Origin of the sequence: Methylobacterium sp. J-078, assembly GCF_022829285.1 — a bacterium.
Lineage (GTDB): Bacteria > Pseudomonadota > Alphaproteobacteria > Rhizobiales > Beijerinckiaceae > Methylobacterium.
Map to the genome: position 1 here is coordinate 131,769 of NZ_JAKSYI010000112.1, position 25,638 is coordinate 157,406.

Annotated in this window: 27 protein-coding genes; 11 read left to right on the top strand and 16 right to left on the bottom strand. The window is 69.2% G+C overall.

From position 1 onward, the window contains the following. Positions 1-39 precede the first annotated feature (39 nt). Positions 40-342 (bottom strand): hypothetical protein, encoded by a 303-nt coding sequence (locus MKK58_RS19110; protein WP_055947116.1) that lies wholly within the window; start codon positions 340-342, stop codon positions 40-42. Positions 343-531: 189 nt separating this feature from the next. Next, positions 532-1,464, bottom strand: coding sequence for a LysR family transcriptional regulator (locus tag MKK58_RS19115; RefSeq protein WP_243913826.1), 933 nt, complete (start codon positions 1,462-1,464; stop codon positions 532-534). A 179-nt stretch (positions 1,465-1,643) separates the two neighbouring features. Here MKK58_RS19115 and MKK58_RS19120 point away from each other — a divergent pair, with 179 nt between their 5' ends. Both MKK58_RS19120 and MKK58_RS19125 read left to right on the top strand, forming a co-directional pair. Continuing rightward, positions 1,644-2,756 carry a type II asparaginase gene (locus MKK58_RS19120; RefSeq protein WP_243913828.1) on the top strand — a complete coding sequence of 371 codons (1,113 nt, stop codon included), beginning with the start codon at positions 1,644-1,646 and terminating at the stop codon, positions 2,754-2,756. Positions 2,757-2,927: 171 nt separating this feature from the next. Continuing rightward, positions 2,928-3,302 carry an NADH-quinone oxidoreductase subunit C gene (locus tag MKK58_RS19125; RefSeq protein WP_243913831.1) on the top strand — a complete coding sequence of 125 codons (375 nt, stop codon included), beginning with the start codon at positions 2,928-2,930 and terminating at the stop codon, positions 3,300-3,302. Between the two features lie 211 nt (positions 3,303-3,513). On the opposite strand, the gene MKK58_RS19130 is transcribed toward MKK58_RS19125, so the two are convergent. Next, positions 3,514-4,434: a bestrophin family protein gene (locus MKK58_RS19130; RefSeq protein WP_243913833.1), complete on the bottom strand. Its 921-nt coding sequence runs from the start codon at positions 4,432-4,434 to the stop codon at positions 3,514-3,516. A 191-nt stretch (positions 4,435-4,625) separates the two neighbouring features. On the opposite strand from MKK58_RS19130, the gene MKK58_RS19135 reads away from it, so the two are divergent. After that, on the top strand, positions 4,626-5,051 hold the full coding sequence (locus MKK58_RS19135) for a thiol-disulfide oxidoreductase DCC family protein (protein WP_243913835.1): 426 nt from the start codon (positions 4,626-4,628) through the stop codon (positions 5,049-5,051). Between the two features lie 36 nt (positions 5,052-5,087). After that, on the top strand, positions 5,088-6,797 hold the full coding sequence (locus MKK58_RS19140; protein WP_243913837.1) for an SDR family oxidoreductase: 1,710 nt from the start codon (positions 5,088-5,090) through the stop codon (positions 6,795-6,797). 2 nt (positions 6,798-6,799) lie between these two features. Here MKK58_RS19140 and MKK58_RS19145 read toward each other — a convergent pair whose 3' ends face one another. From MKK58_RS19145 to MKK58_RS19155, 3 genes are all read right to left on the bottom strand, one after another. Next, positions 6,800-8,773 (bottom strand): acyl CoA:acetate/3-ketoacid CoA transferase, encoded by a 1,974-nt coding sequence (locus MKK58_RS19145; protein WP_243913839.1) that lies wholly within the window; start codon positions 8,771-8,773, stop codon positions 6,800-6,802. A gap of 327 nt (positions 8,774-9,100) precedes the next feature. Beyond that, positions 9,101-10,468, bottom strand: a complete 1,368-nt coding sequence (locus MKK58_RS19150) for a hybrid sensor histidine kinase/response regulator (protein WP_243913840.1) — start codon at positions 10,466-10,468, stop codon at positions 9,101-9,103. Continuing rightward, on the bottom strand, positions 10,468-11,667 hold the full coding sequence (locus MKK58_RS19155; protein WP_243913842.1) for an FIST N-terminal domain-containing protein: 1,200 nt from the start codon (positions 11,665-11,667) through the stop codon (positions 10,468-10,470). The genes MKK58_RS19150 and MKK58_RS19155 overlap by 1 nt, the downstream gene beginning before the upstream one ends. 144 nt (positions 11,668-11,811) lie before the next feature. Here MKK58_RS19155 and MKK58_RS19160 point away from each other — a divergent pair, with 144 nt between their 5' ends. Continuing rightward, positions 11,812-12,471, top strand: coding sequence for a response regulator (locus MKK58_RS19160; RefSeq protein ID WP_243913844.1), 660 nt, complete (start codon positions 11,812-11,814; stop codon positions 12,469-12,471). 25 nt (positions 12,472-12,496) lie between these two features. On the opposite strand, the gene MKK58_RS19165 is transcribed toward MKK58_RS19160, so the two are convergent. From MKK58_RS19165 to MKK58_RS26885, 3 genes are all read right to left on the bottom strand, one after another. Further along, positions 12,497-12,934: a PRC-barrel domain-containing protein gene (locus tag MKK58_RS19165; protein ID WP_238280250.1), complete on the bottom strand. Its 438-nt coding sequence runs from the start codon at positions 12,932-12,934 to the stop codon at positions 12,497-12,499. 121 nt (positions 12,935-13,055) lie between these two features. Beyond that, positions 13,056-13,559, bottom strand: coding sequence for a DUF2721 domain-containing protein (locus MKK58_RS19170; protein WP_243913845.1), 504 nt, complete (start codon positions 13,557-13,559; stop codon positions 13,056-13,058). 109 nt (positions 13,560-13,668) lie between these two features. Further along, the gene (locus tag MKK58_RS26885; RefSeq protein WP_279578455.1) at positions 13,669-13,794 is read right to left on the bottom strand and encodes a hypothetical protein; all 126 of its coding nucleotides are present in this window, start codon (positions 13,792-13,794) and stop codon (positions 13,669-13,671) included. 602 nt (positions 13,795-14,396) lie between these two features. Here MKK58_RS26885 and MKK58_RS19175 point away from each other — a divergent pair. Then, positions 14,397-14,768, top strand: a complete 372-nt coding sequence (locus tag MKK58_RS19175; protein ID WP_243913847.1) for an SWIB/MDM2 domain-containing protein — start codon at positions 14,397-14,399, stop codon at positions 14,766-14,768. A gap of 85 nt (positions 14,769-14,853) precedes the next feature. Here the strand turns inward: MKK58_RS19175 and MKK58_RS19180 are convergent, their stop codons facing one another. Continuing rightward, entirely contained in the window at positions 14,854-16,998 is a 2,145-nt protein-coding gene (locus tag MKK58_RS19180; protein ID WP_243913848.1) for a helicase-related protein, read from the bottom strand. Positions 16,999-17,320: 322 nt separating this feature from the next. Between MKK58_RS19180 and MKK58_RS19185 the strand changes: the two genes are divergently transcribed. Continuing rightward, entirely contained in the window at positions 17,321-17,587 is a 267-nt protein-coding gene (locus tag MKK58_RS19185) for a hypothetical protein (RefSeq protein ID WP_243913849.1), read from the top strand. Positions 17,588-17,606: 19 nt separating this feature from the next. On the opposite strand, the gene MKK58_RS19190 is transcribed toward MKK58_RS19185, so the two are convergent. Both MKK58_RS19190 and MKK58_RS19195 read right to left on the bottom strand, forming a co-directional pair. Continuing rightward, positions 17,607-18,185, bottom strand: a complete 579-nt coding sequence (locus MKK58_RS19190; RefSeq protein WP_243913892.1) for a sigma-70 family RNA polymerase sigma factor — start codon at positions 18,183-18,185, stop codon at positions 17,607-17,609. Beyond that, the gene (locus MKK58_RS19195) at positions 18,185-18,433 is read right to left on the bottom strand and encodes a NepR family anti-sigma factor (protein WP_243913850.1); all 249 of its coding nucleotides are present in this window, start codon (positions 18,431-18,433) and stop codon (positions 18,185-18,187) included. The genes MKK58_RS19190 and MKK58_RS19195 overlap by 1 nt, the downstream gene beginning before the upstream one ends. 389 nt (positions 18,434-18,822) lie before the next feature. On the opposite strand from MKK58_RS19195, the gene MKK58_RS19200 reads away from it, so the two are divergent. Then, positions 18,823-19,764 (top strand): glutaminase, encoded by a 942-nt coding sequence (locus MKK58_RS19200; RefSeq protein WP_243913851.1) that lies wholly within the window; start codon positions 18,823-18,825, stop codon positions 19,762-19,764. Between the two features lie 16 nt (positions 19,765-19,780). Here the strand turns inward: MKK58_RS19200 and MKK58_RS19205 are convergent, their stop codons facing one another. Then, positions 19,781-20,485 (bottom strand): helix-turn-helix transcriptional regulator, encoded by a 705-nt coding sequence (locus MKK58_RS19205; RefSeq protein ID WP_243913852.1) that lies wholly within the window; start codon positions 20,483-20,485, stop codon positions 19,781-19,783. Positions 20,486-20,562: 77 nt separating this feature from the next. On the opposite strand from MKK58_RS19205, the gene MKK58_RS19210 reads away from it, so the two are divergent. After that, positions 20,563-21,171, top strand: a complete 609-nt coding sequence (locus MKK58_RS19210; RefSeq protein WP_243913854.1) for a glutathione S-transferase family protein — start codon at positions 20,563-20,565, stop codon at positions 21,169-21,171. 112 nt (positions 21,172-21,283) lie between these two features. Here the strand turns inward: MKK58_RS19210 and MKK58_RS19215 are convergent, their stop codons facing one another. After that, positions 21,284-22,324 (bottom strand): glutamine synthetase beta-grasp domain-containing protein, encoded by a 1,041-nt coding sequence (locus MKK58_RS19215; RefSeq protein ID WP_243913856.1) that lies wholly within the window; start codon positions 22,322-22,324, stop codon positions 21,284-21,286. A gap of 212 nt (positions 22,325-22,536) precedes the next feature. On the opposite strand from MKK58_RS19215, the gene MKK58_RS19220 reads away from it, so the two are divergent. Next, positions 22,537-23,640, top strand: a complete 1,104-nt coding sequence (locus MKK58_RS19220; protein WP_243913858.1) for a cytochrome-c peroxidase — start codon at positions 22,537-22,539, stop codon at positions 23,638-23,640. A 19-nt stretch (positions 23,641-23,659) separates the two neighbouring features. On the opposite strand, the gene MKK58_RS19225 is transcribed toward MKK58_RS19220, so the two are convergent. After that, positions 23,660-23,821: a hypothetical protein gene (locus MKK58_RS19225; RefSeq protein ID WP_243913860.1), complete on the bottom strand. Its 162-nt coding sequence runs from the start codon at positions 23,819-23,821 to the stop codon at positions 23,660-23,662. Between the two features lie 339 nt (positions 23,822-24,160). Between MKK58_RS19225 and MKK58_RS19230 the strand changes: the two genes are divergently transcribed. Then, positions 24,161-25,162: a hypothetical protein gene (locus MKK58_RS19230; RefSeq protein WP_243913862.1), complete on the top strand. Its 1,002-nt coding sequence runs from the start codon at positions 24,161-24,163 to the stop codon at positions 25,160-25,162. Between the two features lie 125 nt (positions 25,163-25,287). Here the strand turns inward: MKK58_RS19230 and MKK58_RS19235 are convergent, their stop codons facing one another. Then, entirely contained in the window at positions 25,288-25,635 is a 348-nt protein-coding gene (locus MKK58_RS19235; RefSeq protein WP_243913864.1) for a hypothetical protein, read from the bottom strand. Between the last annotated feature and the right edge of the window lie 3 nt (positions 25,636-25,638).

Here is a 25,638-nt window from a genome sequence, read left to right on the forward strand (position 1 = left end):
CGGAGGGTCCCCGTGACGAGGCCCCTCCCTCCATGCGTCCTATTCGCAGACGCGGACGCGGCGGATGTGCTCGTAGCCGTAGGCGTCCACGTAGCCGCGGCGCTCCATGTGGCAGACCTCTTCCTCGACATAGACCGGGCGCGGGGCGCGGTACACCGGGCGGCCCGGATAGTAGCCGCCGTCGTTCTGCGACGAGGCGATGGCGCCGCCCACGGCGAGGCCGCCGAGCACGCCGAGGGCAGCGGCGCCGCCCGGGCTGATGCCATCGCGCGCCTGGGCGCTCGGGATCGCCGCGACGGCGACCGTGGTGGCCACGAGGGCCGCGACCAGCGAGTTCTTCATAGCTCCGTTCCTTTGATCCCGAAGACCGTGTGTGAATCGAGAAGCGTCACTGTCGGAGGGAATCACCGAACGGTTGATGAACGGTAACGCGTCCCGCCCTCCGGGCAGTCCCATCCGTGCGAATCCTCACGCCACAACGGAGATCACGCAGGATTGTGCCGCTTCCGTGGCTGCGTTCCGGAGGCAAGGTCAGATCGTTCCGGTCGGCTCCTCCACCAGGGTCAGAAGCGTCCGGCGCAGCCAGCGATGGGCGGGGTCGTCGTCGTAGGAGGCGTGCCAGAGCATCGAGATCGCCACGTCCTCGAGATCCACCGGAGCGGGGCTCACGGTGAGGCCGAGCGCCCCGGCGAAGAAGGTGGCGAGCCGGGAATGCATCGTGGTCAGCACGGGCGCGCTGCGGACCAGGAACGGCACCGCCAGGAAGCGCGGCGTCGTCACCGCCAGGGTCCGGCTGCGCCCGAGCCGGGCGAGGGCATCGTCCACCACACCGTGCGCGGTCTCCTTGAGGCTGGTGAGCACGTGGGGAAAGCGCAGGTACTCGTCGAGGGAGATCGGCGGCGCCAGCCCGACGAGGTCGGCATTGAACATGCAGAGATAGCTGTCGCGGTAGAGCAGGCGCTGCTTGTGGTGGGTCTGCCCCTCCGTGAAGAAGCCGATGCCGAGGTCGACCCGGTCGGCATCGAGTTCCTGCAGGATGCGGATGCGATCGATGGAGCGCAGGAGCAGGCTGATGCCCGGCGCCTCCGCGCGCAGATGGGCCAGGAGGCGCGGGCCGATCAGCACCTCGGCGCTGTCGGGCAGGCCGATGGTGAAGGTGCGGGTCACCGTGCGGGGATCGAAGACGTCGTCGCGCCGAACCAGGGCCTGGACCTGCCGCAGCAGGGTCCGCACCGGCTCGGCGAGCGCCAACGCCCGCGGGGTCGGGCGCATGCCCTCGGGCGCGCGGGTGAGGAGTTCGTCGGAGAAGAGCGTGCGCAGGCGGGCGAGGCTGCTGCTCATCGCCGATTGCCCGATGCCGATGCGGGCGGCGGCACGGGTCACGCTGCGCTCCGCCAGCAGCGCGTCGAGGGCGACGAGCAGGTTCAGGTCGACGCGGGAAAGATCGATGTGATCAATCGTCATGGTCGCTACGTCGTATCGGATCCGGGCCGACTGCGCAGCATCGACGCCCCGGAGGCAAGGGCGGCGCGCCGTGACCGCGCGCCTGCCCGGGCATTGAGCGCGGGCGGCCGTGATTTTCGGCTGTGCCTGATCGCCGGGCCGGGCCACAATGGCGCCTCCGAAACGACCCGAGGCTTCCCATGCGCCGTACCCTGCCGATCGCCCTGTTGGTCCTGATGGCCGGAACCGCCCTCCCCGCCCGTGCGCTGGAGGGACCGACGCCACCCAAGCCCGGCGCGACCGCCACGACGCCCGCCGCCGCGGCCAAGCCCCGCGTGGTCATCGTGGCGACCGGCGGCACCATCGCGGGCGCGGGCGCGGACGCGGCCAACAGCGCGACCTACCAGGCCGCCAAGGTGCCGGTGGACAAGCTCATCGCCGCCGTGCCGGCGATCGCGCAGGTGGCGGAGGTGCGCGGCGAGCAGGCCTTCCAGATCGCCTCCGAGAGCTTCACCAACGCGCAGCTCATCGAGCTCGCCAAGAAGGTCTCCGCCCTGGTCAAGCGCGACGACGTCGACGGCGTGGTCATCACCCACGGCACCGACACGGTGGAGGAGACGGCCTACTTCCTCGACCTCGTGGTGAAGACCGACAAGCCCATCGTCATGGTGGCCTCGATGCGGCCCTCCACCGCGATCTCGGCGGACGGCGCCCTCAACCTCCTCGACGCCGTCACCGTGGCGGGCGCCAAGGATGCCCGCGCCAAGGGCGTGCTGCTCACCATGAACGACGAGATCCAGGCGGGGCGCGACACCACCAAGCGCGTCAACATCAAGCCCTCGGCCTTCTTCAGCCAGTGGGGGCCGCTGGGCATGGTGGTGGAGGGCAAGACCTACTGGTTCCGCGCGCCGGTCAAGCGCCACGGCACCACCTCCGAGTTCGACATCGACACCATCGACAGCCTGCCCGAGGTCGCCATCGTGTACGGCTCCGGCAACATGCACCCGGAGCCCTACACCACAGCCGTGGCGGGGGGCGCCAAGGCGATCATCCATGCGGGCACGGGCAACGGCTCGGTGGCCGGCTACCTCGTCGACACCCTCAAGGACCTGCGCTCGAAGGGCGTGCAGATCATCCGCTCCTCCCGCGTCGGCGACGGCTTCGTCCTGCGCAACGCCGAGCAGCCCGACGACAAGTACGACTGGGTGGTGGCCCACGACCTGAACCCGCAGAAGGCCAAGATCCTGGCCGCCGTGGCGCTCACGAAGACGCAGGATTCGAAGGAGTTGCAGCGGATCTTCTGGGAATATTGAGCGGTCGGATCGGGGGCGGACGCGAAGTGAAGCGTCCGCCATCGAACCTTAGCAGACCCTAAGAAGGTCCGGTTAGAGCCAGTTGAATGGATAGCGATTTTCGACCACTCGGCTGGGAAACGGAAATTACAAAATATGCGCTAGATAAGCTGGTCATTAACGGAGATGTTGATGGATTTGGAATCAGTTAAAAAAGCTGAGGGCGGTTGCATACGAGCCTTGCTTGGATATCAGCTACTAAATATGTCTGACGAGGATTTAGTTCTTCTTATTCGGAAAGATTCCTTTAAATCCAGCTTAAATGTGTTGAGATCGGAAGGCTGGGATACAATTGATGCAATATACGCTTCAGATATCAATGAACATACCGGAAAGATTTTGATTGTATACCGTCTTTGTTCAAATTGGCGCATCCATAAAACGTTGGGTATCCAAGTTTATGTATCCTACAAGTCGCCATGGCTATCTGCTTCAGACATATTTCCTGATGCAGACCGGTTTGAGCGAACTTTATCGGAAGAATACCAACTGAAGTTTGTATCCTAGTATTGCAGCCCAACGCGCGACGATGACGTGCGTTGGTAGTATCACTTCTTCTCAACTTCGATGATTACGCCCTGCTGCGCTCTCGTCCTGTTCGCATAGGATTGGAACTGGAACGTCCGATTCAGGGCAGAAGGTCAGGTTCCGCTCTCCACCCCTTCCCGACGTCGGTGAAGAAAACCGCTCGGCGAAGTCTCAGGCACGCGACCGACCCTCACGTCAGCAGATACCGCTCCGGCTCCAGGGGCGGCGGCGCGGTCTCGCCCAGAGCGTCGAGGACGATGCCGTCGATGGTGTGCAGCATGGCGTCCAGCGGCAGGTCGTTGGGCGCCAGGCCGAAGGGCTCCTCCAGTTCGTCGCCGAGCGCGTCGAGGCCGAAGAAGGTGTAGGCGACGAGGGCCGCGGCCACCGGCGTCGCCCAGCCCAGGGAAGCGGCCAGGCCGAAGGGCAACAGCAGGCAGTAGACCCAGGCCGTGCGGTAGAGGAGCAGGGTGTAGGCGAAGGGCAGCGGCGTGTTCTGGATGCGCTCGCACACCACCTGGACCTGCGCCAGGGCGGCGATCTTGTGCTCCAGGGCGGCGAAGAGAACGTCGGTGAGGGCGCCCCGGCGATAGGCGTCCGCGAGATCGCCGGTGAGCCCGGCCAGCACCGCGTCCGCGGCGCTCGGATGCCGGGCCAGCGCATCGGCTTCCCGGGCCGGAAGCCAGGGGCCGGCGGCCACATTCGGCGCGCGCCCGCGCAGCTGCGCGTGCAGGGCATGCGCGAAGGCCGAGAGACGCCGCAGGCAGCGCCCGCGCAGGGCCTCCTCGGCCGCGCCGGGCATCAGAGCGTTGAGGAGCCGGGCGAGGCCGCGTGCCTCCACCACGAGGCTGCCCCAGGCGCGGCGGCCCTCCCACCAGCGGTCGTAGCAGGCGTTGTTGCGAAAGCTCAGGAAGATCGACAGGGCGAGGCCGATCAGGGTGAAGGGACCGACCCCGGCCGTGATCGGAAACGCCTCGGGCCAGCGCCGCTCGGCCGCCACCACGACCACGGCCACGAAGGTGATCCCCAGGACCTTGAGGGCGACCTGGGGCAGGATCGATCCGCGCAGGGTGAACAGGATGTCGAACAGGCTCGGGCGCGAACGAACGATCATGCGGCGGCTTTCATGAGGTAGCTTTCACGGGGCAGCTTTCACGGGGCAGCTTTCACGGGGCGGGTTCCTCGATCGAGGGGCGTCGAGGGCGATGCCCGGGGCCGGTCGCGGGTGCAAGCGTGCTGAAGCGCCCGGCGGCGGGCGGCGCATCCCGTCTCCCACTGGGCGGCCGGACCGGATACCCTCCCGTCATGAAGGCGAATCCCCCATCCGGCGACGAGACCGGCCACCCGATCATCCTGTTCGACGCCGCCTGCGTGCTGTGCTCGGCCAATGCCCGCTTCGTGCTGGAACGGGACCGGAAGGCCCTGTTCCGCCTCGCCTCCATGCAGGGACCGGTCGGCCAGGCCCTCTACCGGCGATACGGGCTGGACCCCGACGATCCGGCCAGCATGCTGCTCTTTGACGGCCCGCGGATGCGCCGCGACAGCGACGCGGTCCTCGGCATCTACGAAGGGCTCGGCTTTCCCTGGCGCCTCGCCACGCTGTTCCGGATCGTCCCGGCCGTCCTCCGGGACCCCGTCTACCGCTGGATCGCACGCAACCGCTACCGCTGGTTCGGCCGGCGGGAACAGTGCTGGGTGGCCCCGCCCCAGTACCGGGATCGCATCCTGTGAGGGCGGCGGCGCGATCCGCGGAGGCACCGGCCCGGCATGCCGCCGGACGCCGGGGCTGAGGCGCCCGTGCGCATCCTGATCCTGGGCGGCTACGGCGTCTTCGGCGGACGCCTCGCGCACCTGCTCGGCGACCGCGACGATCTCGAGCTCCTCGTCTGCGGACGCAGCCTGACCCGCGCGCGGGCCTTCTGCGCGGCCTACCAGGGCCTGCCCCACCTGCGGCCCCTGGCGCTCGACCGGCGCGACATCGCCGAGGGGCTTCGCGCGCACCGTCCCGACCTCGTCGTCGATGCCTCCGGACCGTTCCAGGATTACGGCGCGGACCGCTATCGGGTGATCGAGGGCTGCATCGCGGCGGGCATCGACTACCTGGATTTCGCGGACGGAGCCGACTTCGTCCTCGGCGTGGCCCGGTTCGATGCCAGCGCCCGGGCCGCCGGGGTGGCGGTGCTGTCCGGCGTCAGCAGCTTCCCGGTGCTGACGGCCGCCGTCCTGCGCGCGATGGCGTCGAGCATGGACATCGACGCCGTCGAGGGCGGGATCGCCCCCTCGCCCCATGCGGGGATCGGGCTCAACGTCATGCGGGCGGTGCTCGGCTACGCGGGCGACCCCGTGAGCCTGGTGCGTGCGGGTCGCCCAGCGACCGGCCTGGGGCTGACGGAGAGCCGCCGCTTCACCGTGGCGGTTCCGGGCTGCCTGCCCCTGCCCAACCTCCGCTTCTCGCTGGTCGACGTGCCGGACCTGCGCGTCATCCCGCCGGAGCACCCCGCCCTGACCGACATCTGGATGGGGGCGGGGCCGGTGCCCGAGAGCCTGCACCGGCTCCTCAACCTCCTGGCCGCGGCGCGGGCGCGGTTCGGGCTGCCGGCCCTGACGCCCTTCGCCCGCCCGTTCCACGCCGTTCTCAATCGCCTGCGCTTCGGCCCGCATCGCGGCGGCATGGTCTTGCGGGTGCGGGGCCGCCGGGAGGGCCGCACGGTGGTGCGCAGCTGGCACCTCCTGGCCGAGGGCGACGACGGCCCCCTCATCCCCTCGATGGCGATCGAGGCCCTGATCCGGAAGCGGCTCAGCGGCGAGCGCCCGACCCCGGGGGCCGGGTCCGCCGTCCGGGCGCTGGAACTGAGCGACTACGACGCCCTGTTCCGGGGCCGTGCGATCGTCACGGGCTTCCAGGAGGATCGCCGCGACGATCCGCTGTTCCGCCGGCTGCTGGGATCGGCCTTCGATGCGCTGCAGCCCCAGGTGCGGGCGTTGCATGACGGGACCGGGACGCGGCGCTGGACGGGTTTGGCCGAGGTCAGGCGCGGGCCCGGCCCCATCGCCCGGATGATCGCCGCGGCCCTGCGCTTTCCCGCAGCGGCCGCGCGCGTGCCCGTCAGCGTCACGTTCACGCCCGAGGGGGAATGCGAGCGCTGGACCCGCGATTTCGGCGGACAGGTCTTCACGTCGATCCAGTCCGCCGGATCGGGACGGGACGAATACCACCTCGTGGAACGCTTCGGGATCGTCCGGGTCGCCATGGCGCTCGTCCGCGATGCGGAACGGCTGGTGCTGGTGCCGCGCCGGTGGTCCCTCCTCGGCATCCCCATGCCCGGCAGCCTCCTCCCGGCGGGCCGATCCTTCGAGACGCAGATCGAAGGCCGCTTCGCCTTCGACGTCACCGTCGCGATGCCGCTCGTCGGCCTGATCGTCGCCTATCGGGGCACCCTCGAACCGGACCAGCCCATCGCATCGCCGGCGCCTTGAGTTCACGCCGCCGAGGCGATCGCCGTGGAGGCGCGCCGGATCTTGCCGGCGCCGTCCAGGAAGGCGTGGGCATCCTCCTTGCGCTCGAAGACGTGGGGCGCGACGCCGCGCCGGGTCAGTGCCTCCTCCATCTTGAGGCGCAGGAAGGCGCTGGTCGCGTAGCGGGTGGTGGTGAGGTAGTAGTTCGCCTGCAGATATTGGATCATGTGCGCGTAGTCGTCGTATAGGTTCTCGTTGATGCGGAACCCGTCGTGGTTGACGACCGTGTTGACCCGCTGGCCGGCCTTCTTGCAGGCGCCCACGAGAACCAGGCGCAGGTCGTCGAGGTCGCTCTTGGCGCGGGCGTGCCAGCCCTCCAGGTTCACGAACAGGATGTTGCGCTCGGCATCGTAGCTCACCCGCTCGGCCAGGTTGAGGTTGAGGAGGTCGGCGAGGAGTTCCATCGGCTCCTCGCGGAATAGGCGGGCATCCATCGGCATCGGCTGCTTGATGATCGGCCGGAAGCCCATATGGGGCAGAATGTCCCGCTCGATGTCGATGCCGGGCGCCACCTCGATGAGCTCCAGGCCCTCGTCGGTAAGCTGGAAGACGCAGCGCTCGGTGACGTAGATCACCGGCTGCGACCGCATCTGCGCGTAGTGGCCGCTGAAGGTGATCTGCTCCACCTGCGGCAGGAACTTCTGCGAGCGGCCTTCCGTGACGATGCGCAGCTTGCCGTCCTCGATCACGGTCTCCAGGCCGCCCACCGTGAAGGTGCCGGCGAAGACCACCGAGCGGGCGTTCTGGCTGATGTTGATGAAGCCGCCGCAGCCGTTGAGGCGCCCGCCGAACATGCTGGTGTTGACGTTGCCATGCTGGTCGCACTCGGCCAGACCCAGGCAGGTCATGTCGAGGCCGCCGCCGTCGTAGAAGTCGAACATCTGGTTCTGGTCGATGACGCAGTCGGCATTCGTGGCCGCGCCGAAGCTCGAGCCGGAGGCGAGCACGCCGCCCACCGCGCCGGCCTCGGTGGTCAGCGTGATGTAGGGGGTGACCTTCTCCTCGTTGGCCACCGCCGAGATGCCTTCCGGCGCGCCGACGCCGAGGTTGACGACGCCGTTCGGCGGGAGTTCGAAGGCGGCGCGCCGGGCGATGACCTTGCGGGCGTCGAGGGGCATCTTCTTCATGCCGCTGACGGGAACGCGGATCTGGCCGGCCAGCGCCGCGTCGTGCTGCACGCCGTAGTTCATGCGGTGCATCTCGGGCTCGGCCAGCACCACGCAATCCACCAGGATGCCGGGCACGCGCACGTCCTTGGGCAGCAGGAAGCCATCATCGACGATGCGCTCCACCTGCGCGATGACGATGCCGCCATTGTTGCGGGCAGCCATCGCCTGGGCGAGGCAATCGAGGGTCAGGGCCTCCTTCTCGAAGGAGATGTTGCCCGAGGGGTCGGCCGAGGTGCCCCGGATGAAGGCGACGTCGATCTTGGTGGCGGTGTAGAACAGCCACTCCTCGCCATCGACCTCGACGAGCTTGACGATCTCGTCCTGCGTCACGCTGTTGACGCGCGCGCCCCCGTGACGCGGATCGACGTAGGTGTGCAGCCCCACCTTCGAGAACAGGCCCGGCTGGCCGGCCGCGCAGGCCCGGTAGAGCTGCGAGATCACGCCCTGGGGCAGGTTGTAGCCCAGGATCTTGTCTTCCTGCGCGGCCTTGGCGACCTTCGGCATGCGGCCGAAATTGGCGGCGATGACACGCTTCAGCAGGCCCTCGTGATGCAGGCGCCCGGTGCCGAGGCCTTTGCTGTCGCCCGCCCCCGCCGTCATGATCAGGGTGAGGTCGCGGGGGGCGCCGGTCTCGACGAAGCGCGTCTCCAGGGCGGCGTGCAGCGCCTCGGGGATGCAGCTCTGGACGAAGCCCGTCGTGGTGACCACGTCGTTGTGCCGGATCAGCGCGATCGCCTCGCCGGCCGTGATGACCTTGTTTTTCTTCATGAACGGGTCGTCCTCCGCATCCCCGCGGCGGCGTGGCACGATAGGTCTCATCCTGCCGGGACGCGCGCATGGGGAAGTCTTGTTCTGGGGCGGAAGCGTAAAGTCCCGCGCGAAGCTTCGCAAGGGCATGACAAGTGTCGCTGCGATGCAATTTTATCTTGGTGCGCTGCAAATTTTTCAATGAAGCGTCAAACTGAACTGGAGGCCCGCCTGAAAAAGATTTCACGGCGCATTCGCAAGCGGTCGCGGTGCCGAGCCAATGCCTCGGACCCCGTCGAGATTATTCAAAATAATCTTGCGCGAACCATCCTGTGCACCGCGTCATCGTCAGGCCAGCAAGTAGGTGAGGAGCGCGCGCAGCTGCGCCGGGCGCACCGGCTTGTGAACGAGTTGCGCCCCCAGGGCGGCGACCTCCGCCTCGATCTCGGGCGAATGGTTGGCGGTGGTGACGATGACGGGGCGGCGCAGGCCCGTCCGCGCTTCGAGATGCGCCGCCACGCCGAGGCCGCAGGCGCCGTTGTCGAGGTGGTAATCGAGCACCAGCAGGTCCGGCGGATTCATGCCGGCGGCCAGCGCCGCCTCGACCCCGGCGAGATCCCGGTGGACGCAGACCTCGGCGTCCCAGGCCCGCAGGAGGCGCTCCAGCGCGTCGGCGGTGGGCGGGTCGTTCTCGACCACGAGGACGCGCGCACCCGTGAGCCGGGTCGTCACGGGTGACGGTGTCACCGTGCGCTCCGGAGCCGTCCGGCTCACCGGCAGGGTCAGGGCCATGCGGGTGCCGCGCCCGACCCGCGAGGCGAGTTCGAGGGGATGGTCGAGGGCCAGCGTCATCCGGCGCACGATGGAGAGGCCGAGGCCGAGGCCGGGCTCGCCCCCCTCCCCCTCCGCGCCGCCTCGGAAGAATTCCTCGAACACGAGGTCGTGCTCGGCCTGCGCGATGCCGCAGCCGGTGTCGAACACCTCGATGCGGCAGGACTCCCCGGAGGCCTGCCCCCGGCGGCGGATCGCCACCAGCACGCCGCCCCGCCGGGTGTAGCGGATCGCGTTCGAGACGAGGTTCTGCACGATGCGCTGGAGCAGCAGTGGGTCGCTCGCCACCACGAGGTCGGGGCCGCGCACGGAGAGACGCAGGCCCTTGCGTTCGGCGAAGGGCCGGAAGCTGGCAATGATGCCGGCCAGCAGGTCGGTGAGCGCCACCGGCTTGATCGCCGGGCGCACCACGCCCGCATCGAGCTTCGAGATGTCGAGGAGGGTCTTGATCAGGTCCTCGATGATCTGGAGCCCGCGCTCGATCTGGCCCGAGATCGCCAGCGCCTCGGGGCCCAGGGCGAGGTCGGCGAGCGCGGAGGCCGAGAGCCGCGCGGCGTTGAGGGGCTGGAGAAGGTCGTGGCTCGCCGCCGCCAGGAAGCGGGTCTTGGAGCGGTTGGCATTCTCGGCCTCCTCCTTGGCCGCCACCAGGGCCGCGTTGGAGCGCTCCAGGCGGTGCATCAGCCCGGTCAGTTCCTCGGTGCGCGTGCGGACGCGGCCCTCCAGCATGGTGGCGGTCTGGAACAGCGAGTAGGCCCCGCCCTGCTGGTCCATGCTGCGCTCGACATGGGCCATTAGGGCGGCGTTGATCCGCTCCAGCTTGGCGATGCGCCGGCGCGCCTCGTCCGCGTCCAGCGGGGGGCTCGCGGAATCGGGTGGACGCAGCATCACCGGGCGCCGGGCCCCCGGCCGGGCTCGCCCCGCCCGATGGCGATGCCGGTGAAGGTCTGGTTCAGGTGCATCGACCGGTACTGCTCGCCGTAGGTGTCGAAGCCGACGATGTCGTAGCGCCGATAGAGGTCGAAGATGCCGTGGCGCACCTGCCGGCTCTCGGCGTCGAGGCGGCGCAGCACGCATTCGAAGCCGATGACGAGGTCGATGCCGCCGAGATCCGCTTCGAGGCGGGCGAGCTCGGCCCCCGTCGCCGCCACGATGTCGCGCGGGCGCGCCAGGGTGAGGACGACGCCCTCGTCGATGGCGCAGAAGAAGCTCAGCGAGCCGTCCGGGTTCATGCGCCGGATCGACCGGCAGAAATACTCGCCGCCCACCTTCACCGCGAGGGGATAGGCGGCAAAGCTCATGGGCGAGAGGCGCTCGGGGTCGAGCCCCACCGCCATGGCGTATTCCCGCGCCGCCGGCTCGGCGTTGAGCTCGTGCACGATGCGCTGCTCGTCATCCGATGCGGTGACCACGAACTTCGTGTCGGTGGGCTCGAAATTGTCGCTCTTGAAGATCTGGATCGGGAAATCCGTCTCGACCAGCAGCAGCACGGCGGCGCGCCGGTGGATGCGGCCATCATGGAGCAGCACGGTCTCGCGGAAGGTGAGGTCGTCCCCCGCCGAGCCGCCGACGAGGGGAATGCCGTCGAGCGCCCAGGCGATGGCCGAGACCACCGTCTCCTCCGCGTTGGTGAGGCCGTCGATCAGCGAGAGGGCGAAGCGTCGTCCGGTGCCCGGGTCCAGACCCGCTCCGGCCCCTTCGGCGTCGAGGCTCCGGCGCAGGGCCCGGACGCTGGAGGCCGTGCGCTCCACGTCGAGATGGTCGATGGCGTCGAGCAGAGTCGAGACGATGCGGAAGTTCTCCCGTGGGAAGGCGATCACCACGAGGCCGCGATCGAGCCCGCCCGCCGGCGAGATGCCGCCCGACATGGTGCAGCCGGCAATGGCCGCACCCGGAAAGCGCGCGGTGAGGCCCTGGTTGAGGGTCTCGACGTCGTAATCGGCCGAGAAGAACGCCACGATCTGCGCGACGCTGCGTCCGTCGATGGCCGCGCCGATCTCCGCGATCGCCGCGTCGGCCTCCTCGGCCTCGGTCCAGGCCGTCGTGATGCCGCACAGATGCGTGCGCACCCGCGTCCCCTCTGCCACGGTACCGTCTCCCGCCCCATCGACGGGTGCCGGACTTGACGCCCGGTTCTCCGCGATGACACGACTATGTCGGGCGGCCGGTTCCCGCGCAATGCGGCACCGAACGGTCCCGGAAAAGGGGCGCACCCGCCGGGCGGAACGGGCATGCATCTCCTCATCGTCGACGATCACCCGCTGTTTCGCGATGCGCTCGCCAGCGCGGTGGGCCTCGCCTACCCCGACGCGACCCTGCACGAGGCCGACGGCATCGCCAGCGCCTGCGCGGTGCTGTCGGCCCAGCCCGCCATCGAGATCATCCTCCTCGACCTCTCGATGCAGGGCGTCACCGGCTTCGAGGGGCTGATGGCGATTCGCGCGCAGGTGCCGCGGGTCCCCATCCTCGTCGTCTCCGGCCTCGAGGACCCGCGCATCATCCGGGAGACCCTGGAGCACGGTGCGGCTGGGTTCGTGCCGAAGGCCGTCGACAAGTCGACCCTCACGCGGGCCATCGCGGACGTGCTGGCGGGGGGCCTCTCGGTGCCGGCGAACCTGCCGAACGCGCCGCTCGGCGCGTCATCCGCCCGCAAGGCGCCCCTCGCCGAGCGGGTCGCGAGCCTGACGCCGCAGCAGTTGCGGGTGCTGGCCATGATCCGCCAGGGCAAGCTCAACAAGCAGATCGCGCACGAACTCCAGGTCGGGGATTCGACCGTGAAGGCGCACGTCTCCGAGATCCTGCGCAAACTCGACGTGATCAGCCGCACCCAGATCGTGATCGAGACCGCGCTCCTCGACTTCGAGCGGATCACGGCCGCGCCGGAGCGCTGACCCTTTAGGCCGTGGGAATCGATCCTTAAGCCGTGGGCACTTTCCGGCCGCCGTAATGGCCGTCGACGCGGGTGCCGAAGGTCGGATCGGAAAACGGGTCCTCGCCGGGCCCGTGGGTGGGCGCGCCCGCCAGGGTGTCCTGATCGATCTCGACGATGTAGCCGCCGAGTTCGACGCTGTAGGTCAGGGCGCGCCAGGGCACCGGGTGGTAGCTCTCGCCGAGGCCGAGGAAGCCGCCAAACGAGATCACCGCGTAGGCGACCTGCCCCGAGACCTTGTCGACCATGAAGTTGTAGACCGTACCGATATGCTCGCCCTCGCGGCTGTAGGCCGAGGTGCCCTCGACCTTGTTCGAGGCGATGAGGCGCGGGGTCTCGTCGATGGCCACCCCCTCGGCGGAGGGGTCGAGTTCCATCGATCCGGCGGGCCGGATGCTGCGCTCGTTCGGGAGATCCGTCGGCATGGCATTCCTCCTGCGGGTTCGCGGCTCTGGGTCGGGCGCGTCCGGCGAAGGCAGACGCGTGACCGGACAAGCTCCGATGGCCGGTGCGGTTCCAGGGGATCGTCGCGACGGGAGGGCCGGTTCAGAGCCGGGTGTCCATCGGCGCGCCGGTCTCCTCGGCCACCTCGGACTGGCGCACCGCGACACGCTCGCGGATGCCCCGGCTCGACAGGAGCATCTCGAAGCCGAAGACCATCAGGGCGCTCAGGGTACAGAGGATGGCGAGGCCGAACAGCAGGAACAGGATGTTGGCCACCGTTGCGTCCCGCAGCGCCCCAACGAACAGGGTGAGGGCGGCGCCACAGGTGGCGACCCCGCCGAGAGCCCCGAGGATCACGGCGGCGTCGAGGGCGAGGGAGCGCCGGCGCAGGGCGTTCATGCGGTGCGCCAGGCGGTGCTGCTCGGGACCGGACGCGCCCGCGATCGCCTGCGAAATGCGCTCGGCCTGATCGGCCACCCGCGCGAGCCGTGTCCCGAAGACGTTGAGAAGGGTCGCGATGCCGGACAGCAGGAAGATCGGCGTCAGCGCGATCTGGATGATGTGGGCCGTGCTGTCGAGGGAGGTCGGAACGGTGGATTCGAGCATGCGGGCGCGATCGTGACCTGGAGGAACCCGGGCGCAACGTCCGAGGCACGCGCTCGGTTCGGCCCACGGCGCCCCGCGGGCGGGGCGCCGGGCAGGGCGGTTCGGGCGCTCAGACCAAGCCTGCGTTCCCGCGCGCGACGGGGTTTGCCGGGGTCTCGACCGACACCACGGCACCGAGCCCGACGATGAGCACGGCGGCCGCGCACAGGGAGAGTGAGAAGGCGATGAGGATCATGATTGCCGCGTAGCGGAACGCCCTTAAGGATCGGTGTCGTGCCACCGCCCCGCGCGTCCCGGAATCGGGCGCCGCCCGGCCCGGCCGGCAGACGCGCTAAGCGGCCTTGCGAGATCTTGCATTCGTGAGCGGTCAATTCTTGACCCGGGCACACAAATTCTTGTCACCCCAGCGGCGTGGGGCGGGCGCCGACCCAGTCGGTGGGAAAAGCGCGTTCGGCGGGGCGCCGCCGGCAGGCGCGAAGCGATGCCGCCCCCTCCGGCGGAACCCCCGCAGGACCCCGCTGGTATCTGGTTAAACCATTGCTATAGAACCGTATTTATCGTCCCGCGCGGAAGGGTCCGGTCCGGCACCGGGAGCCACCGGCGCATCAAGTACAGGTCGCGGACGCGCAAGATTTCATGCAAGTCGAGCCGGCCTCGTCTCGCCTCGAAGGCGGATGAGCCCCGCCCGTGGCCGTCGCGCCTGTGGATGACGGGGCGCCCAAGAGCGGAATCCCCTTGGAACGCTCGCAGCACCGCTTAGTTGTTGCAGCTATGCGCTGCGAGGCCACCGGCCGTGGGCGTACCGGCACTCACCGCCGACATCCGGAGGAAGATCCCATGGCGAAGAGCACCACCAAGACTGCGGAGAAGGCGGCCCCCAAGGCTGCGCCGAAGGAGGCCGAGAAGCCGGCCCCGGCCGCCAAGGGCAAGAAGGTCGCCGCGCCGAAGGGTGACGGTGCCAAGCCGAACGCCCTGCAGCAGCCGCTCAAGCCCTCCGCCGAGCTGGCCGCCGTCGTCGGCACCGCCGCCCTGCCGCGCGGCGAGGTCGTCAGCAAGGTCTGGGAATACATCAAGAAGCACAACCTCCAGAACCCCGAGAACAAGCGCGAGATCCTGGCCGACGACAAGCTGAAGAAGGTCTTCGGCAAGGACAAGTGCACGATGTTCGAGATGAACAAGCATCTCGCCGCACACCTCAAGTCTGCCTGAGCGGAACCCGCCTCCACGAACCCTCGGATCGGCGCCGGGGAGGGAACCTCCCTCCCCTTGGCTGGCCGGTCCGCATTCGGACGGCTCAGCCGGCCGCCTTTGCCCGGCGTGAGCGGCGCTCGACCTTGCGGGTCGCCGTCTCCTGAAGGTGGCGCTCGATGGCGCCGTTGGCCCGCGCGCGCATCTCCCGCATCGCCTCGGCATCGTCGAAGGTCTCGGGAAACCGCCGTGACAGCCAGAGATAGGCGCTGGCGAGCTTCACCGTCCGCTCCTGGTAGTCGAGTTCCCCGGCGAGGTTGGCCCGCAGGGCCGGCACCGTGGCGCCCTGCGCGCGAGCCTGGGTCCAGCGCTCCAGCAGGCCCAGCGAGACCGGGTCGCGCCGGTCCACCGGGCAGACCGAGAACGCGAATTTTTCCGCGATCGGGAGTCGCGCCTTGTCGACCACCCGGGCGATCTCCAGAATTTCTTCGAGCGCCGAGGGCTGGAACGGCGAGCCGGCATAGAAGGTGGCGCGGGCGAAATGCGCCAGCACCTCCCGCAGGCTGTCGGTGCGCATCTCCTCGGCCACGGAATTGATCGCGATGAGGTCGGGCCGCACGAAGAAGCGCGTGTCGGCGGCGGGCGCCGTCGGCGCGCCGGCGAGTGCCGCCCGGATCGGCTCCAGCCCTGTCTCGTCGACGGCGGCGACGTAGCCCTCGTCCTGGTGTCCGAAGCGGCCGGCGCGGCCGGCGATCTGGCGGATCTCGGAATTGGTCAGCGCCCGCTCGCCGACCCCGTCCCACTTGCGCACCGCCGAGAACACGATCCGCTTCAGGGGGCCGAGGTTGAGGCCCATGCCGATGGCGTCGGTGGTGACGAGCACGTCGGCCTCCCCCGCCCGGAAGCGCGCCGCCTCGGCGCGCCGCACCTCGGGCGAGAGCGCCCCATAGATCGTCGCCACCCGATGCCCGGCCGCCACCAGGATCTCGCGGTTCTCGTGGACGGCCCGGCGCGAGAACGCCACGACCGCGTCGCCCGGCGTCACCTTCTCCAGGGGCACGGGCGCCTCCTGCAGCACCAGCGGCGTCTTGCGCACGAAGGTGACGACCTCGAGGGACTCGTTGGCGGCTTCCGCCGCGCGGCGCACGGCGGCCAGCGCATCGTCCGAGCCGCAGACCACCACGAGGCGGGCGGGGATGCCGAACAGTGCGTTGGTCCAGGCCCAGCCCCGGTCGGGATCGGCGATCATCTGGATTTCGTCGATGACCGCGACGTCGACGGGCCGGATGAGGTCGGCGGTCTCGATGGTGCGGGCGGTGTGCGTCGGGTTGAGGTCGCCCAGCGTCTCCTCGCCCGTCACCATGCCCGCGCGCAGGCCGCGTTCGGCCAGGGCCTCGTAGTTCTCGAGCGCCAGCAGGCGCAAGGGGGCGAGGTAGGTGCCCGTGGGGGCGGCGCGCAGCATCTCCAGGGCCGCATAGGTCTTGCCGGAATTCGTCGGTCCCATGTGGAAGACGATGCGCCGGCCGAGGCGCCGGGCCGCCGTGAACTTCTCGATATAGGCCCCGAATCCGACCTGATCGCGCAGGCGGCGCAGGCGCGAATCCTCGCGGGCCACGTTGCGGGCACGCGCTCGCACGCCCTTCAGGGTGTCGGTGAGGGACTGGTTGAGGTTGGGCGAGAGCAGGAAGGCCCGCGAGCGCAGGGAGCGGTCGAGATGGTCGATGTAGGTGACGGCGTCGGCGCCGACCTCGCGCAGGTCCTCGGCCACCTGATCGCGCAGGCGCTCTACCGCACGGCGCAGGGATTTCGCGGTCCGCACCGAGGTCTCGGCGACGGCGGCGCGCAATTCGTCGAGGCGCCAGGTCGGATCGTTGCGATGGGCCATGCCGGCCAGGATGCCGGCGATGCCGGTCTCGGGCGCGGCGTCGATCCGCAGATCGAGGCGCCCACCGTCGAGGACGGGGATCAGGGTGCGGATGGACCAGGCGATGCTGCCGTCCCGCATCGCCGCGCCGCGCAGGGTCGGCACCGTCTTCTTGAGGGCCGCGATCCCACCCTCCGCGAAGGCGCGCCGGGCCTTCAGCTCGCGCAGGGCCTTGGCCACCACCGCATCCTCGACGAAGCCGCCGAACTCCGGCAGGCCGAGATGGAGTCGCAGGGCCTCCGCCTCGACGCTCCGGGGCGGCAGGCCGAGGCGCATGGCCGCCTCCAGCAGGATCTCGTTCGTCGGTCGCGCGCGCTTGCGGGCCATGGGCCTCTCGTCGGGGGGCTTTGCATCCGCCACGGACGGGCGACCGGGCCGCACCAGGGTGCGCGGGCCGCGAGCCAAAAAGCAACGTCTCGGATCAGCGCAATGCACCGGCCGTTCGCGCGGTCGCAGGCGAGGCGTGGTCGTCGCCGAGCAGGACGCCCCTGTGCCGCCAGCAACCGGACGCGGCTCCGTTCGGCTTTTGACGAAGGTTATTGAATCCCCGGAGCGGACGCCGCTATGGGGTCGAGGGTCCGGAGCGCGGGCGTCCCCCATGTTCCGGACCCTCGATGATCAATGCCCGGACATGTCAGGAGCATCGACGATGCACGAGAATTCTGCCGGATCGGCCGCGTTCTGGGCCTCGGTGACGCATGACGTCACCGCCCGGGTGGAGCCGGTTCTGAACCGGAACACGCAGGCCCGCGCGGACGTCATCGCGTACCTGCGAGACCTCGAAGCGGTGGCCCTGCGCGAGGGCAGCAGCCGCGAAGCCCTGCAGGTGATCGCCTCCGGCCGGCGCCTCCTCGGCGACCGCAGCGAAGCGGCGCGGGCGGCGGTGGCCCGCGCGGTGCGGGCGTCCCTGGCGTGAGGCCGGCCCAGGCCGACCGTCACGCCTGCGCTTCAAGGGCCGCCCGCGTGACGGCATCGGCGCCGATATCGTCGGTGCCGTTCATGCCAAGGGTCTCGATGAGGCGGACGCGGGCCCGGCTGACCCGGCTCTTCATGGTGCCGACGGCGACGCCGCAGATCTCGGCCGCTTCCTCGTAGGTGAAGTTCTGCGCGCCCACGAGGACCAGCGCCTCGCGCTGGCTCAGCGGCAGACCGTCGAGGGCCTCCTGGAATTCGCGCATCTCCACGCGGATCTCCTGCTCCGGCAGGCTGGTGAGGCGCCCGGCCAGGGTGCCGTCCGCATCCTCGACCTCGCGCTTGCGCTTGCGCTGCTCGGAATAGAACAGGTTGCGCAGGATCGTGAACAGCCAGGCCGTGAGGTTGGTGCCCCGCGTGAAGCTGTCGGCTTTGGTCCAGGCGCGCACGAGCGTATCCTGGACGAGGTCGTCGCTGCGGTCGAGATCGTAGGTCAGCGAGAACGCGAAGGCGCGCAGAGCCGGGATCGCGCCGAGCAGAAGCTCGCGCATCTCGTCGTCGGCACCGCGCGGCGTGCCGACCGGGGCTTGCATCGCGGTCATCATGAGGATCCTCGCGTCTCGCCACGGGCGGCCAGTTCGGTGAGAAGGGCGTCGAAGCGGTCGGGAAGCGGCTGGTTCAGCACTTCGGCGTAGAGAAGGCGCAGGTTGCGCCCGATCCGTCGGCGCGCCTCGAGGGGGATGCCGACGGGTTCGGACCCCGCGGGGGGTGCGTGTGCCGGAACGGTGGATGCCGCCGCGGGCACGGGAAATTCGACGCTGAGGTTCGGATCGCTCGTCTTAATGCTCATCGCTGCTCATCGCTCGACGGCCGCGATCGGGGTGCGAAGGTGCGCCGTCATTTCGACGGCGGTGCTAGCGACGCACGATTTAACGCGTTCTGAAAAATGTATTCATCTGATCTTAAGCCTGCGAATGCAGGCCGAAATCACGCCACTCGATCCAGAAACGATTGGATACAAACGCATGACCACGATCAAGCGCGATCGACGCCCGTCTATAGTTCCGAAATCCTGTCTCCAAGCTGAACAATAAGGGGCCGAATCGAGGCCGTCGCGCTTGGGCCGGTCGCGCCGCCCCCCCGCCTGTCCGTCATGGAGCCCGCCGACGTGGCCCGCGTGGCCCGCCGCTTGCGGCCCGGGATCGGGCCGTTCCGATCCCTCCGTTCAGAAACAATCCGATGCAGACAGATTCGTCCGAACTCGACCGCGTCGTCCGGGACATCGCGGACGAAATGCAGGATCGGACGGATCGGGGCGAGGTGGCGACCTACATTCCCGAACTCGCCCGCGTCGACGCGAAGGCTTTCGGCCTCGTGGTGATCGATGCGGACGGGCACGTGGCGGCGGGCGGAGACAGCGACGCGCCCTTCTCGATCCAGAGCATCTCGAAGGTCTTCACCCTGACCCTGGCGCTCGGCATGGCGGGCGACCGGCTCTGGCGCCGGGTCGGGCGCGAGCCCTCGGGCAGCCCGTTCAACTCCATCGTCCAGCTGGAGCGCGAGCGCGGCATCCCGCGCAACCCGTTCATCAATGCGGGCGCCATCGCGGTCACCGACCTGATCCTCTCTGGCCACCAGCCCCGGGAGGCCCTCGGCGAGATCCTGCGCTTCATGCAGTTCCTGGCGCAGGACCCGACGATCACCATCGACGAGGCGGTGGCGGCCTCCGAGCTGCGCACGGGCTTCCGCAATGTGGCCCTGGCCAACTACATGAAATCCTTCGGCGTCCTCGACAATCCGGTGGATTTCACCCTCGGCGTCTACTTCCACCACTGCGCCATCAGCATGTCGTGCCGGCAGCTCGCCCAGGCGGGGCGCTTCCTGGCCCATTCCGGGCGCAACCCCGCCACCGGCCACTCGGTGGTCTCGCCCGAGCGGGCGCGGCGCATCAACGCCGTGATGCTGACCTGCGGCCACTACGACGGCTCGGGGGAGTTCGCCTACCGCGTCGGCCTGCCGGGCAAGAGCGGCGTCGGCGGCGGCATCCTCGCCATCGCGCCGGGCCGGGCCTCGATCGCCGTGTGGTCGCCGGGGCTCGACGCCTCCGGCAACTCGCATCTCGGCCGCATCGCGCTGGAGATGCTGACGAAGCGCCTCGGCTGGTCGATCTTCGGGGCGTGACGCCGGCCCGGGCGGGTCACGCGCCCGACCCGGCGGAGCCTCCCTGCGCCAGCGCGTCGAGATAGGTGCGCAGCAGCGTGACGCGCCTCGGCCGGAAACTCGCGCCGGCGGCCTCGGCGGCCGCGATCCGGTCGGCGCGAAACATCCGGTAGCCCGCGCGCAGGCAGCACCAGGCCAGGACCACGAGCTTGCGGTCGAGATAGACGATCGCCAGCGGCCAGATCGTGCGCTCGGTGAAGCGATCGTCCTTGTCGGCGTAGCGGATCGTCACCGCCTCCTCGCGCCAGCACCCCTCCCGGATCGCCGCCATCCCGACCGAGGGCGAAAAGCGCATCTCGGAGCGGCGGACCCGGGACACGGCATGGAGCAGATGCTGCTGGCTCGCGTCCGGCAGGGTCGCCACCACCTTGGCGAGCACCGCGTCCGCCGCCCGCGCCAGGGCCGGGTCTCCCATGTGCCGCACTTCCGCGAGACCGAGCACCAGGGCCTCGATCTCGATCCGGTCGAAGATCTGCGGCGGCAGCGCTCCGTCCTCGATCAGGCGGTAGCCGTAGCCGCGCTCACCCTCGATGAGGGCGCCGGCCGCCCGCAGGCTGTCGATGTCGCGGTAGAGCGAGCGGATCGAGACGCCGGTCTCCTCGGCGAGCCGCGCGGCCGTCACCGGCGCCGGCAGCATGCGCAGGGCCTGGAGCAGGCGAAACAGGCGGTCGGTCCGGGGCATCGCGCAACTGACGCAAACTGGCAGTTGAGCTCAGGTATAGACGGGGGCGTCGAAACCGCCAACCGGAGCCATCCCCCATGCTGACCCTCTATCATTCCCCCCAGAGCCGCTCGACCCGCGTCGTCGCCCTGCTCCACGAACTGAACGCGCTGGATGCGGTGGCGATCGAGCGGGTCGCCATCCCGCGCCGGGACGGCTCCGGCCAGCGCGACCCCCGCAACCCGCATCCCGAGGGCAAGGTTCCGTTCCTCGTCCATGACGGCGTAGCGGTTCGGGAGAGCAGCGCGATCATGCTCCACCTCGCCGACCTGTTTCCGCAAGCCGGCCTGAACATCCCGCTCGGGCACCCGCAGCGCGGCGCCTATCTCGGCTGGTTCGCCTGGTATGCGGGCGTGGTCGAGCCGGTGATGGTCCTCGAAGCCATCGGCCTTTCGCACCCCGCCCTCGCGGCGACCTTCCGGGACGGCGCGGCGATGCGCGAGCGTCTGCGCGAAGCGCTGGCGGAAGGCCCCTTCCTGTTCGGCGCGCAATTCACGGCGGCGGACCTGCTGCTCCACTCGCCCTATGCCTGGTTCGGCAAGCCCGGCGACCCGGTCCTCGACGCCTGGATCGATCGCTGCATCAGCCGCCCGGGCGCGCGCTTCGCCCTGGAATTCGACGCCGAGGCTCAGACCCCCTCCGCGTGATCACCACGCGCCATCAGAGCCCAAGGAATGGGCAAAAAGAAAGGCCTGCCGCGGGTGAAGCGGCAGGCCTTGATGTCGAAGCAGGCAGGATGCCCGCGAAAATGCCTAGAACTTAGGCGGCAGCCTGCGCCTCACCGGCGGTCGGAACCGACGCGATGGTCTTCAGGATCTGCGAGGCGATCTGGTAGGGGTCCCCCTGGCTGTTGGGACGGCGGTCTTCCAGGTAGCCCTTGTACTCGTTGTTGACGAAGCTGTGCGGCACGCGGATCGAGGCGCCGCGATCGGCCACGCCGTAGCTGAACTGGTCGATCGCCGCGGTCTCGTGCTTGCCGGTCAGGCGCATGTGGTTGTCCGGACCGTAGACCGCGATGTGGTCGTCGAGGTTCTCCTTGAAGGCCGCCATCAGCGCCTCGAAGTAGCCCTTGCCGCCGATCGTGCGCATGTGCTCGGTCGAGAAGTTGGCGTGCATGCCCGAGCCGTTCCAGTCGGTGGCACCCAGCGGCTTGCAATGGTACTCGACGTCGATCTCGTAGGTCTCGCAGAGGCGCTGCAGCAGGTAGCGGGCGACCCACATCTCGTCGGCGGCCTTCTTGGAGCCCTTGCCGAAGATCTGGAATTCCCACTGGCCCTTGGCCACCTCGGCGTTGATGCCCTCGTGGTTGATGCCGGCGTCGAGGCAGAGGTCGAGGTGCTCCTCGACGATCTTGCGGGCGATGCTGCCGACTTCCTTGTAGCCGACGCCGCAATAGTACGGGCCCTGCGGAGCGGGGTAGCCCGCGGTCGGGAAGCCGAGCGGGCGGCCATCCTTGTAGAAGAAGTATTCCTGCTCGAAACCGAACCAGGCGCCGTCATCGTCGAGGATGGTGGCGCGCTTGTTGGAGGCGTGCGGGGTGACGCCGTCCGGCATCATCACTTCGCACATCACCAGAACGCCGTTCTTGCGGGTGGAATCGGGGAAGTGACGCACGGGCTTGAGCATGCAGTCGGAGCTGCCGCCCTCGGCCTGCATCGTCGAGGAGCCGTCGAAGCCCCAGAGCGGAAGCTGCTCGAGGGTCGGGAAGGCGTCGAATTCCTTGATCTGGGTCTTGCCGCGAAGGTTCGGCACCGGAGTGTAACCGTCGAGCCAAATATACTCGAGTTTGTATTTCGTCATTCCGAGCCTCTCGTCCTGAAGCGATGCGATATCCCGGGTTGCCTGAGACCCCAGGGCACCTGACGGGTTTCGCAGCCATCCCTGGCTGGGGCGGCCTAAGCAACGTTCGCGCCAGACGTTCCGGGCTTCCGGGTGCGACATGTGCGCCGCCCGCGCAGCCGTGAGGGTTCGTTAACGGGTTTGTCCTAGCGCTGGCTGATCAGGAGATCGCGATGCGCAGACAGATCAGCGGCGCGCTCGCCGGCGCTGCGCTGCTCGCCGTCGCGGCGGTGGGCCTGGCTCCCGACGCCCCCCGGGCCGGCCAGCCCGACCCGGATCGCTCCGCCCGGAGCGACACGATTCCGGACGGGCTCGCCGCCCTGCGCGAGACCTACCGGCGCGTCGCGGAGGTCCCCTACCCGGCGGACAATCCCGACAGCCCGGCCAAGGCCGAACTCGGGCGGCGCCTGTTCTTCGATCCCATCCTGTCGGGCGGGGGAACGATGAGCTGCGCGTCCTGCCACGTCCCCTCCCAGTCCTGGAGCGACAACCGCCCGCGCGGCATCGGCGAGACCGGCGCCGCGATGAAGGTCCGCACACCGACACTGCTGGATGTGGCCCAGATTCCGATCCTGGGGTGGGACGGCAAGTTCCGCGACCTCGAGGACGTGACCTTCACGCCGATCACCAGCCCCAGCGCCATGAACCTGCGCGAGGCGGAAGCCATCGCGCGGCTCGCTCGGGTTCCCGACTACGTGCGCGCCTTCTCCGAGGCGTTCGCGGGGGGTCCCGGAGCGGCGGACGCGGTGCCAGAATCCGCCGGGGCCGCGGTCACCCGGCGGCGGATCCAGATGGCGCTGGCGACCTTCCAGCGGACGATCGTCTCCGGCCGGGCGCCCTTCGACCGCTGGGTGGAGGGCGACGAGACGGCGATCGGCTCCAGCGCGAAGGCGGGGTTCGCGGTCTTCAACGGAAAGGGCCGGTGCGCCGCCTGCCATTCCGGCTGGACCTTCACGGACGGTTCGTTCCACGACATCGGCGTGGGCACCGGCGAGGATATCGGCCGGGCCGCTTTCTTCCGGAACTCGGTGCAGTTGCGCTACGCCTTCAAGACCCCGACGCTGCGCGACGTCGCCGAGCGCGAGCCGTACATGCATGACGGCTCGCTCGCCACCCTGGCGGAGGTCATCGACCTCTACGACCGCGGCGGGATCGAGCGGCCGAGTCGGTCGCCCGCCATCGCGCCGATCGGCCTGACGGAGGCCGAGAAGCGCGACCTCCTAGCCTTCCTGCGGACACTCAGCGCCGAGGTTCCGGGCGGTCCCCGCCTGAACTGAGCATCCGGGACCACGGCCGTCAGCGAAACAGCGGCAGGCCGGCGCCCAGGAGCCCGAGGCCGGCGATGAGCAGCCGGCCGGACCAGATCTCGCAGATCTCGGACCGGGCGGGACTGCGCGTCGCCGCGAAGGAGAGACCGGTCCCCAGAAGGAGGCTCGACAGGCTCAAGGCGGCGATCACAGCTCCCCTCCCTGTGCGACGACGGTGTGACTTCCCGTAGCGCTTCCAAGGTTAGCGAACCATGGCCGGCCCGGGAGATTCGCGCGGCATCGTCATCGATTCGTTACACGGCGACGGCGCGGACGATGAACACCATCAGAACCTTCGGCGCGGACGGCGCAGGCGGACGCGATCCTCCGAATCGAAGTTAACCATTCGCTAAGATCCATTAACAACTTCCTTCCGCAATGCATCGAAGGCGCGTAGTTTTCATCGGGCCGGCAAGCCCCCGATCGCCGGTTCTCTCAGCAAGGCCTCCCCATGCAACCCGGAAGACGTTGGCTGCCGCGCACCGCAGTCATGATGACGACGGCTTTCTTCACCGTCGCGGGCACCAATGCCGCGATGGCCCACGTGAAATGGTTCTGCGCCTACGATCTGGCGGGTGCACCGCGCGGCCTCGGCGAGGTCTTGTGCGCGGATTTCGAGAAACTGGTCGGCCTCTCGCTGCTCGCCCTCGTGGTCGGGGGGCTGCTCGAGGGGACGGTGCTGGGGGCAGCGCTGATCCGATCCCTGGACCGTGCCACGGCCTGGGCCCGCGACAACACCGAGTTGCTGTTCCGCGCCGTCTGCGGCGGTTTCTTCGTCGCCCTCTGGACCCTGGGCGGCGTCATTCTCACGCCGGAGCTGAAGACGGCCAACGCCGCCCTGCCCTGGTTCCAACTCGCCATCGCGGTGGGCTTCCTGTGGCGCCGCACGATGCCGTTCTCGGCGCTCGGCATCGTGGTCCTGTTCGTCACCGCGATCCGCGAGTACGGCGCCTTCCACCTCGCCGATTACCCGGTCTTCCTCGGCGTGGCCGCCTACATCGCCCTCACGGGCCTCGGCCGCTCGCTCCCCGGCGGCATCCGTCCCCTCGACGTGGTGCGCTACACGGCTGCCGTCACCCTGATGTGGGCCTCGGTGGAGAAGTGGGCCTACCCACAATGGTCGTACCCGCTGTTCGTCGAGCATCCGGGCATGACCTTCGGCTTCAGCGGCGAGTACTTCATGAAGGCGGCCGGTGCGGTGGAGTTCGTCCTCGCCTTCGCGCTGATCTGTACGCCGCTGGTCCGCCGTGTCTCTGCGATCCTCCTGGCGGCGACCTTCATCTCGGCGATCTTCGAGTTCGGCAAGATCGACGCCATCGGCCACGCCCCGATCATCGTGGCGATGGTGGCGATCGCCGCCGACAACGCCACCGCACCTTATCGCCTGCGCAACCTGGCGCTGACGCCGGTCGGGTACGGCGCCGCGCTGGCAGCCTTCATCGGGCTCTATTACGGCGCCCACGCCGTACTCCAGGGCACCAGCACCCTCTGAACGGGTCTATCCCCGCCGGGGAGACGCCGCCGGGATGGATCCGGGCTTACCGAACGGCCTCCGCGCCATCCCGGGCGGGGGCCTTCCGGGGTGACGGAGTGTCCATCAGGCGGTGCGGCGCGCGCTCACTGGCCCTCGACCCGGACGCTGAGCTTCATCTTGGGATGAATGCCGCACAACACCGCGAAGGTTCCCCGGATCGGGAAGGTGACTTTGATCCGGCTTCCGGGCTTCAGGTCGCCGGAATCGAAATTGAAATCGGGCGCATCGACGTAGACGTGGTGCAGCAGATCGCCGTCGTCGTTGACGATCTCGACACTGGCCCCGCGCGGCACCAGGAGGGCGTTCGGCTGAAACGCCCGCCCCTTCTGGGACACGTGAAGGATCGGCGCGCCGACCGCCGCCAGGGCGATTCCGGCACTCGCCACACCCAGCACGCCGAAGATCAGGCAACAAGCGGAGAGGCGTCGCATCGA